8 protein-coding genes are annotated in these 9,996 nt (G+C 59.2%); 5 read left to right on the top strand and 3 right to left on the bottom strand.

The window, feature by feature from the left end; all coding sequences use genetic code 11:
* The 3 genes from ABYV26_RS13290 to ABYV26_RS13280 all read right to left on the bottom strand — a co-directional run.
* The coding region (locus ABYV26_RS13290) for an FAD-dependent oxidoreductase (protein ID WP_372681743.1) at positions 1-2,650 on the bottom strand (2,650 nt) is incomplete at its 3' end.
* Positions 2,651-2,764: 114 nt separating this feature from the next.
* A complete protein-coding gene (locus ABYV26_RS13285; RefSeq protein WP_372681741.1) occupies positions 2,765-3,178 on the bottom strand; it encodes a response regulator transcription factor in 414 nt (137 codons plus the stop codon).
* A 401-nt stretch (positions 3,179-3,579) separates the two neighbouring features.
* Complete coding sequence (locus ABYV26_RS13280) at positions 3,580-4,077, bottom strand: MFS transporter permease (RefSeq protein ID WP_372681739.1); 498 nt, start codon at positions 4,075-4,077, stop codon at positions 3,580-3,582.
* A gap of 196 nt (positions 4,078-4,273) precedes the next feature.
* Between ABYV26_RS13280 and ABYV26_RS13275 the strand changes: the two genes are divergently transcribed.
* From ABYV26_RS13275 to ABYV26_RS13255, 5 genes are all read left to right on the top strand, one after another.
* Positions 4,274-4,744 carry a thioesterase family protein gene (locus tag ABYV26_RS13275; RefSeq protein ID WP_372681737.1) on the top strand — a complete coding sequence of 157 codons (471 nt, stop codon included), beginning with the start codon at positions 4,274-4,276 and terminating at the stop codon, positions 4,742-4,744.
* A gap of 86 nt (positions 4,745-4,830) precedes the next feature.
* A complete protein-coding gene (locus tag ABYV26_RS13270; RefSeq protein WP_372681735.1) occupies positions 4,831-5,163 on the top strand; it encodes a hypothetical protein in 333 nt (110 codons plus the stop codon).
* A gap of 21 nt (positions 5,164-5,184) precedes the next feature.
* Positions 5,185-5,922, top strand: coding sequence for a lysophospholipid acyltransferase family protein (locus ABYV26_RS13265; RefSeq protein ID WP_372681733.1), 738 nt, complete (start codon positions 5,185-5,187; stop codon positions 5,920-5,922).
* Positions 5,923-5,926: 4 nt separating this feature from the next.
* Positions 5,927-7,576: a ribonuclease J gene (locus ABYV26_RS13260; protein WP_372681731.1), complete on the top strand. Its 1,650-nt coding sequence runs from the start codon at positions 5,927-5,929 to the stop codon at positions 7,574-7,576.
* A 2-nt stretch (positions 7,577-7,578) separates the two neighbouring features.
* Positions 7,579-9,750 carry a DNA translocase FtsK gene (locus tag ABYV26_RS13255; RefSeq protein WP_372681729.1) on the top strand — a complete coding sequence of 724 codons (2,172 nt, stop codon included), beginning with the start codon at positions 7,579-7,581 and terminating at the stop codon, positions 9,748-9,750.
* Positions 9,751-9,996 lie beyond the last annotated feature (246 nt).

Below are 9,996 nucleotides of genomic sequence, written 5' to 3'. Positions count from 1 at the left end.
GGGCGTACATGCAGCAGACCCGGGAGCAGTAAGGGTGGTAGTTGACGTCACGGCTGCCCACACAGTGGACCAGGGCCACGCTTTGGGGCGGATCGGTGAATCCGCCGGCCTCGTCGCGCATGAGAATGCGTCCGCCGGTGGGGCCGGTGGCGTTGCTCAGGCGCTCGAACTCCAGGCTGGTGAAGACGTTGGGGTAGCGGCCGTAGCCAAGGGGCTTCATGGGGGACGGGTCCAGCAGGTCGTATCCAGTGGCCAGGATGATGCTGCCCACCGGGATGGTTTCCTGGGTGGTCGTCATGGTGTGATCGATGGCCTTGGCCTCACAGACCGACACGCAGGCCATGCATTCGCTGCACACCCCGCAGTTCAGACAGCGCGATGCTTCCCGGTGCGCGTCCTGCTCGCTCATGCCCGGATCCACCTCGTCAAAGGTGAGCGCCCGGGCAGAATCGAAGGTGTGGAGGGGCTGCACCCGGGGCAGCGGCGTGATGCCCTCGGGGATGTCGGCCCAGTCGCTTCCCGGTGCGGGCCGGGTCGCCAGAACACGGGCGAATTCGTCCAGATCCGCTCCTTCGAGGAACCGCTGGATGGCTGCTACCGCCTTGTGCCCGGCTGCCACCGCCTCGATGACGGTGGCCGGTCCGCTGACCGCATCACCGGCGGCAAACACATGGGGAATGGAGGTCTGCATGGTCCGGGGATTCACGGCTAGGGTGTTGCGGCGGGTCAGGTTCAGGGCAGGCACCTTTTCCGCCCAGGCCACGTCAGTCCGCTGGCCGATGGCCGGGATCACCGCATCGCAGTCGATGACGAATTCGGACCCTACCACGGGCACTGGTCGCCGTCGGCCGCCATTGTCCGGCGGGCCCAATTCCGTTCGTATACATTCGAATCCGCTGACCCGGCCGTCCGTGGCCAGGATGCGCACCGGCGCCGTGAGATAGGCGAACGCGATACCTTCATCCCTGGCGCCCTGGATCTCGTCGGCATAGGCCGGCATCTCCTGCTCGGAGCGGCGGTAGACCACGGTGACCTTTCCGGCACCCAACCGCTTGGCCACCCGGGCTGCGTCGATGGCTACGTTGCCGCCGCCCACCACCGCGATCCGTTCACCAGGCCGCTGCCGGTCGCCTTGGTTGACCGCACGTAAAAAAGCAAGCGCGTCGACCACACCCCGGGGGGGGGCTTCGCCGGGAATGCCCAGCCGCATGGAGGCGTGGGCGCCGATGGCCAGAAAAACGGCGCCATATCCCTGTTCCGTCAGGTCGGTCAAATCGAAATCCGTGCCCAGGCGGGTGCCGGTGCGGGTTTCGATGCCGTGGCGCAGCAGGTAATCGATTTCCCGATCGAGAACTTCCGGAGGCAGCCGATAGTCGGGGATACCCACGCGAAGCATGCCGCCCAGGTTGGGCAGGGCCTCGAAAAGGGTGACCTGGAAGCCTCGCAGCCGCAGATAATAGGCGACGGTCAGCCCGGCGGGGCCGGAGCCCACCACGGCCACTCGTTCGGGCCGGTCCTGGATGGCCGGGATCGGCAAGTCCGCAGGCTTGACCTGATCGGCGGCAAAGCGTTTCAGGTCGCGGATGGCCAGCGGAGCGTCCACCTCCTGTCGTCGGCATTGGGATTCGCAGGGATGCGGACAGACCCGTCCCAACACCCCGGGCAGGGGCAGGCGTTTTTGAATCAGTTCGACGGCCTCCTTATACTTACCCTGGCCGATGAGTTGCACGTAGCCCTGGACGTTGATGCCGGCCGGGCAGGTGGTGGTGCAGGGGGCGCGGTCCTTCTTGTCGATGGTGAAGGTGATGGGAACCGCCTGGGGAAACGCGCGATAGATGGCTTTGCGATCGGTCAGGCCTTCGTCCCACTCGCTGGGAAGGGAGACCGGGCACACCTCGGCGCATTCCCCGCAGCCGGTGCAGACGCCCTCTTTTATGTAGCGCGGTTGGCGGGTGACGGTGACCTGATAGTTGCCGATATAGCCGGAGACATCGGTCACCTCGCTGTAGGTCAGCAAGCGGATGTTGGGATTCTGGGCCACCTCGACCATTTTTGGGGTGCCGATGCAGGCCGCGCAGTCGAGGGTGGGAAAGGTTTTGTCGAACTGGAGCATGTGGCCGCCCACGGTGGTCTGCCGTTCCACCAGATAAACCGTGTGACCGGCGTTGCCGATGTCCAGGGCCGCCTGCATGCCGGCGATGCCGCCGCCCACCACCATGACGTCGGGGTGGACACTGACAGACCGCTTTTCCAGCATCTGGTGAAAGTTGACCCGGTTGATGGCACCGGCGGCCAGGGTTATGGCCTTACGGGTGGCTTCGTCCTCATCGCTGGTGACCCAGGAGACCTGTTCGCGCACCGAGGCCATCTGGAACAGATAGGGGTTCAACCCGGCCCGCTGACAGGCGTTCTGGAAGGTTTTTTCATGGAGTCGGGGCGAGCAGGAGGCCACCACTACCCGGTTGAGGCCGTACTTGCGGATGTCATTTTCGATCATCTCCTGGCCGGGGTCTGAGCACATGAACTTGTAGTCACGGGAGACGACGACGTTTTTCAGGCCGCGGGCGAAGGCGGCCACCTCGGTGACTCTTACCCGGTGGGCGATGTTGATGCCGCAGTGGCAGATGTAGAATCCAATCTTGATGGCCATCGATCTCCTCCCCGATGCGGGTAGTATTGAGGGATTGAGGGAGTCAGGAATTTGGGGATTAGAAAGAAAACCCATTCCCTTAATTCCTTAATTCCTCAATTCCTAAATTCCCAATCATGGTGCTGCACACAGTCGGTTGACGACGGAGAGCAGTTCATCGGCTTCGGGCGGCTTCTGCAGATAGGCCTCCGGCGCCGGAAGATGGCGGCCCGTCGGCGACCGCTTGGCCCCCGGGCAACGGTAAAAGGTGCTGCTGTCCAGCGTGGACAACATGATCACCGGGATATGGCACAGCCGGTGGTTGGTCCGGAGGCTCTGGTAGAGGCGGATTCCCGCTTCCCCGGGCAGCATGGCGTTAATAATGATCAGGTCGGGACAACCGTCTACCGCCTGTTTGAGCCCTTCGGTCAGAGAACCGGCGCAGATCGGGCAGAAGCCGTTGGCGCTGAGCAGGTTCGACAAGAAAATGCTCATGTCCGGTTCGTCTTCCACCACCAGAATCGTTTTGGCCGGTCTATCCGATGTCACCGATACCTCCGCTGCTAACATTCAATCGGATCGTCAGTGAAACATCCCCGCGGCAGGATAGGGACACGGTTTACCATCGGGTGTCGGTTTTTGGTGCGGTGTGGGTCGCCCTGGCCGTGCGCAGTTGTCGATGGTTCCGTAGATGGTGCGTTGCCGGGTAGATGCCCAAAAAATAGCATGGACTGTGCCATTTGGCGGATGAGTTTGTAACCAACAGGAATTAATAGGAAAATATAGTTTTCTTGCTGGTGCAAAGGTGCTGCTTGACACGTTATGTTGCAATGTTTGCAACGTCTTCGTGCGTCGAGGTTGGGGGCTGATAACACAAATTATATATTGATAAGATTGTGTTATCTAATCTCTTGATCAGTGTTGCATAGTGTTGCGCAACATATGTTGCATCATGGGGCGGGGCAGCGGTCCGGAATCGGCCAGGTGTGATCATCGATGCAGATGCTCAGTCCGTCGGCTCTCTCTTCCAGGTAGGGGCTAATGGCCAGCAGTGCACGGTCGGTGAATTTGATGCGCGCATCGCCGCTTTTGTGGTATAGTTGGTCGGACTCGACGAACAGCGCCGCCGGATCGAGTGGAATGGTTTCGCCGGTGTTGAGGTCCAGCCGCAGGGGGACTTCCGGGCTGACCCGGACAATGAACAGCGGGGTGTCTTCATAGGGAAAATAGACTTTTTCACGAACCTCGCCGCGCACCTGGGTGACGAAGTAGCCATCTTCGTCCCGCCGGATCGAGCGGTTGAAATGGTCGATGATGCGCTTGTGTTCGAAGCGGCCGTGGCGATTTTGCCACCGGCCCCGGCCGTCCATCCAGAAGACGGCCTTTTCTTTGGGAATGACCACTTCATGCAGGTGAGGTGTTGGTGGTCGATCGTCGTCAGGGTTCATGGGCGGCAAGATGCAGGTTAATTTTCCTTCTCAGGGTCGGCTGTGTCCGCTTCGTTCTCAATGGTGACGCAACCATCGGTTTCCTGCCGTCACCCGCTCCCCTGCATGAACCGGCGGGGGGGTGAAAGGTGACGAATATTATTAACATTATCCCATTCCAGGGGGCTTTTCAAGTCCGAGGCAAAAGGATCAACGAATGACTAGTGAAACGGAAACGGCCCGAGGGTTTTATGAACGACTGCGCCGGCTCTACCAGGAACGACTGCCTTTCAACCGACTGCTGGGACTGAGCGTCACTTCTCTGAATTCAGACGGCGGGACGATGTCATTTTCCATGCGTGAAGATCTCATCGGCAACGTATTCCATCGCACCCTTCACGGGGGCGTCATCTCCTCGGTGCTGGATGCCGTGGGTGGCCTGACGGCTTCGGCCAGCCTGATGGTGCGTGCCGCCGGCCTATCCGAGGAAAAAGTCAAGGCGATGTTTGCCCAGGTGGGGACCATCGACCTCAGGGTGGATTACCTGCGGCCCGGCAGGGGAGAGCGGTTTACGGCCAACGGACGGATCATGCGCACCGGTCGCAAGGTGGCCGTGGTCCGCATGGAAATGCACAACGAGGATGCCTTGCTGGTGGCCGTGGGAACCGGAACTTACATGGTGGGATAAACTAACCCCCACCGGTTGTTGTCCAGGTCTCGGTTGCAACATATATATTGAGATTTAAACCATTTTATGCTAGGGACGATACCGCCATGAAGCAATACGTGATCGATGAAATTCGCCCCCAGGATTTTGAAAAATTAAAAGGATACCTGGACGCAACATACGGCGACGCAGGTGTGGATGGCCTTTACTGGGTGCCGGTTGACGAGGCATGGCTTTCCGGGGTGCAGCAGGCGCATCATGGCTGTGCACCATTTTTCATGGCTCTCGAACTGGGGCCGGACCGCCTGGCCGCCGAGTTGCTGGTGCGAACCCGCAACCGGGTGCGCTGTGACTGTATCCACTACGCCGATGAAAGCCAGCTTAACTGGCTTGTCCGGACCGTGGATGCCATTTTTGAAAAACTGGAAATCATGGTCTGATCGGACGGGGCTTCACGGGCAATGTTAAAATCAATTGGTTATCGGATACAGACGCTGATCATTGTCCTGTGGGTCGTTGTGATGACGGGGGGGGTTGCGACCATTGTCATTATTTGCTCATTTTTTAGCCGAACAGGCAACGGCCCCCATCTGCTTGCCCGGTTCTGGGCCAATTCCATCCTGTGGGTCGCTCGGGCGAAGATCACTGTCAGCGGCATTGAAAAACTGGATCCTGAGCGGTCTTATATATACATGCCCAACCACCAGAGCAATGCTGACATTCCGCTGTTGCTGGGACGGCTGCCGGTTCAGTTTCGCTGGTTGGCCAAGGCCGAACTGTTCAAGATCCCCGTTTTCGGCCGGGCGATGCGCGGGGTGGGATACATCAGCATCGACCGGTCCAATCGCAAGTCGGCCTTCGAGAGCCTGGAACGGGCGGCCCGAACCATTCGTAACGGTACCAGTGTGCTGATTTTCCCCGAGGGAACCCGCAGTCGGGATGGTCATATCCTGCCGTTCAAGAAGGGCGGCTTCGTTCTTTCCGTGGACTCGGGGGTTCCCATCGTACCCATCATCATCCGGGGGACCCGGGATATCATTCCCAAGGGGCATTTCATGATCCGACCGGCGCCGATAACCATGCAGATATTGGATCCGGTGGAGACGTCCGGCTACACCCGCAAAACCAAGGACGCGCTGCTGGAACACATCCGGTCTATCCTTATCGACAATTTTGAAAATGAGAAGCGGGAAGTTTAGGGCCATGCTGAAACTGATCCCCTTGGGCGGCCTGGGCGAAATCGGCCTGAATATGATGGCAGTGGAATACGGCGATACGATTTTCGTCATCGATGCCGGTCTCATGTTTCCTGAAGCCTACATGCTGGGGGTGGATTACGTCATTCCGGATATGGATTACCTTCGCCAGAACCGGAGACGGGTATCGGGGATTGTGCTCACCCATGCCCACGAGGATCATATCGGCGCGCTGCCATTTCTGCTCAGAGAGATCAATGTGCCGGTTTTCGGAACCCCCTTTACCCTGGGGATCGTCCGCCACAAACTGGAAGAGCACGAGTTGCTCGCCACGGCTTCGCTGCACGAGGTGCTGCCGCGGGAGCGGTTGAAGATCGGCCCGTTCGAGGTGGAGTTCATCCGGGTCAACCACAGCGTCGTAGACGGGGTGGGGTTGGCCATTCGCACACCGGTGGGCATGGTGGTCCACACCGGCGACTTCAAGATGAGCCAGACGGTGGTGGAAGGCATGCTCACCGACGTCAACCGGTTCGCCCAGTGCGGGGAAGAGGGCGTGCTGGCCCTGTTGTCCGACTCGACCAACGTGGAGAAGGAAGGACACACCATTTCTGCGCAGGAAATCGGCGCCGAACTGTCAAGGATCACCGATGCGGCCACAGGACGAATCATCGTGGCCCTTTTTGCTTCCAATATCGCCCGCATTCAGCAGATCGTCAACATAGCCAAGGCTCGCGGCCGCAAGATCGTTGTCAACGGCCGAAGCATCGAGGTGAGTGTCGCCATTGCCCGCAACCTGGGTTATCTGGACCTCCCCAAGGAGATGGAGATCGACATCGATGAGCTGAACGCCTACCCGGACGACGAAATCATCATGGTTACCACCGGCAGCCAGGGCGAGCCCATGTCAGCCCTGGCGCGCATGGCCGCCGGCACCCACAAGCAGATCAAGATCCACAAGGAAGACACGGTCATTCTCTCCTCCAAATTCATTCCAGGAAACGAGAAGGCCATCGCCAACATCATCAACAACCTCTACCGGCGTGGTGCGGACGTGGTTTACGAGAAGATTTCGAACATTCACGTGTCCGGGCATGCCTTCCGGGAAGAGCTCAAGATGATGATCAACCTGACCAAACCCACCTTCTTCATGCCCGTGCACGGGGAATACCGCCATCTGGTGCTGCACAAGCGGTTGGCCCGCGAGATGGGCATTCCCGACGACCGCCTGATCCTGGCCCAGAACGGCCAGATCATAGAGCTGGATGAAAAGGGTTTCCGGATTCGGGACAGCATCTGCTCCGGGCGGGTGCTCATCGATGGCAAGGGCATCGGCGACGTGGGACGCAGCGTGCTCAAGGAGCGGCGGGTGCTCTCCGAGGAGGGTTTGGTGGTGGTCAATATGGCCTTTGACGAGGAGACCGGCATCGTGGTCTACGGCCCCGATATCGTCTCCCGGGGATTCGTTTTCGAAACGGAGACGGGGTATCTGCTCCAGGATGCCCAGTGTGTGATCCTGGAAATTGTGGAGGATGTCACTCCGGATGTACCCAATCGGGTGGCTCGGATCCGCAGCCGGATCCAAACCGCCTTGCGGCAGTACTTTTTTTATACCATCGGGCGTCGGCCAGTGATTCTCCCATTTCTGGTGGAAGTTTGAAAATGAAAAAAGAAATCATCGGCATCCTTTTTTTCTTCATGGTGGTGTTCAGCCTGATCAGCCTGCTGTCTTTCGACCCGGGCGACCCATGCCTGTTCTTCAATGCCGGCGGCGACGGCAAGGTCCAGAACCTCTTCGGTGTGTTCGGCGCCAACTTCGCCGGCATTCTCGTGGGGCTGTTCGGCATCGGCGCTTTCTGGATCCCCTTGCTTTTCCTGTTGGGCAGCATCCTTTTCTTCGGCAAGGACACGGGGCGGGCATTGTTGCCATTGGCCGCCGGTGGTATTCTGCTGATCGTCACCACGGGCAGCCTGCTGGCTTTCAGGCAGGACCACTATGTGTTGTTTGGCAGCCGGTTCACAGCGGGCGGCATCGTCGGCATTCCCCTCAAGTCCTTTTTCGTCGACTATTCCAACCCGGCCGGGGGGTCTATCATCCTGATGCTGGTGTGGCTCATCGGCTTCATCATGGCCACGGGGTTCTCCGTGGTTGCATTCTACCGCCGATGCAAAACGGCCAACTCCGTGCTTTTCGAGCGTATCGCCACCATTCTGATCAAGTGGAAGGAGCGTCGCCAGAAAAGTTTCAAGCGGCGCCGGATTCTCAGGGCCGAGAAGAAAAAGAAAAAAGAGAAGATCGAAATCAAGACCCCCGATCCCAACCCGGTGCCGGTCAAGCCGGTGCCCAAACAGGCCGTTTTCGAATTCATGAAGAGCGCGTCAAGCTTTTCCCTGCCGTCGGTCAACTTTCTCGACGATCCCAAGGCGCGACCCCAATCCACCAGTGAAGAGAACCTGCGTATGCAGTCCCGGCTGCTGGAAAAGAAGCTGGAGGATTTCGGCGTCAACGGCAAAGTGGTGGCCGTCACCCCGGGGCCGGTGATCACGACGTTCGAATACGAACCGGCCCCCGGCGTCAAGATCAACCGCATCGTTAGCCTCACCGACGACTTGGCCCTGGCCCTGCGGGCCATCAGCATTCGTATCGTGGCGCCCATTCCGGGCAAAGCTGTCATCGGTGTGGAAATCCCCAACACCGATCGGGAAACGGTCCGCTTCAAGGAGATGATCCTGTCGCCCTCATTCGAACAGGTCAAGAATACCCTGACCCTGTGCCTGGGGAAGGATATCGTGGGCAACCCGGTTTCCGCCGGGCTGGAGAAGATGCCCCACCTGCTTATCGCCGGCGCCACAGGGACGGGCAAGAGTGTGTCCCTGAATACCATGATCTGCAGTCTTTTGTACAAGCTGACCCCGGACCGCGTAAAGCTGATCATGATCGACCCCAAGCGCATCGAACTGTCCATGTACGACGGTATTCCCCACCTGATCACGCCGGTGGTCACCGATGTCAAGAAAGCCACCAACGCCCTGTTCTGGGCCGTGCGCGAGATGGAGCACCGCTACGAACTGCTCTCGGAGAAGAAGACCCGCAACATCGACCAATACAACCGCAAGATCGAAAAAGAGCCGGCCGCCCCCCCTGCCGACGACGAGGAAAACCCCAAGGAACCGGCCAAACCATTGCCCTACATCGTCATCATCATCGACGAACTGGCCGATCTCATGATGGTGGCTTCCCGGGACGTAGAGGTGGCGCTGACCCGCCTGGCCCAGATGGCCCGGGCCGCCGGCATCCACCTGATTCTGGCCACCCAGCGACCGTCGGTGGACGTGCTCACCGGCATCATCAAGGCCAACTTTCCCACACGCCTGACATTCCAGGTCTCCTCCAAGACCGATTCGCGCACCATCATTGACACCAACGGGGCCGAGAGCCTGCTGGGCAACGGGGACATGCTCTTTTTGCCCCCGGGAACGGCCCGGCTCCAGCGTATCCACGGGGCCTACATCTCCGAGGCTGAATTAACTCGCGTTGTCGAATTCCTTAAAAAGCAGCAGCGGCCAGATTATGACAAGAGCGTCGTCCAGGCTCCGGTAAAGGCGGCGGAAGAGGCCGGAGAAAAGGAGTACGACGAACGCTATGACGATGCCGTGGCCCTGGTCACCCAGGCCGGCCAGGCTTCCATCTCAATGGTTCAGCGGCACCTGCGCATCGGCTACAACCGGGCGGCCAGGATCGTCGAGATGATGGAGCAGGAGGGGATCATCGGGCCGCAGGACGGGGTGAAGCCGAGGGAGGTGCTGGTGAAAAACTACGACGACATCTCCTAGTGTTCTTCCCTAAACGGCGACTTGCGGCCCAGCTCTGCGTTCTCGTATTTTTGAAATCCTCGACGTAGCGCTGCTACGCCTCCGGTTTAAAAAATCCTGCGGCCTTGATCTGAATCGCAATTCACCATTTATGAAAGCACACTGTCTTGTGCATAGGGCTGAGGGTAAGAATGAATTCCGAATTCCGAATTCCGAATTATGCGATTATTGGATTATTGGATTGAGGGATTGAGGGATTGAGGGATT

The organism is Desulfosarcina sp. (assembly GCF_041551955.1).
In the GTDB taxonomy this organism is placed as follows: domain Bacteria; phylum Desulfobacterota; class Desulfobacteria; order Desulfobacterales; family Desulfosarcinaceae; genus Desulfosarcina.
This window is presented reverse-complemented; position numbering and strand designations above follow the sequence as displayed.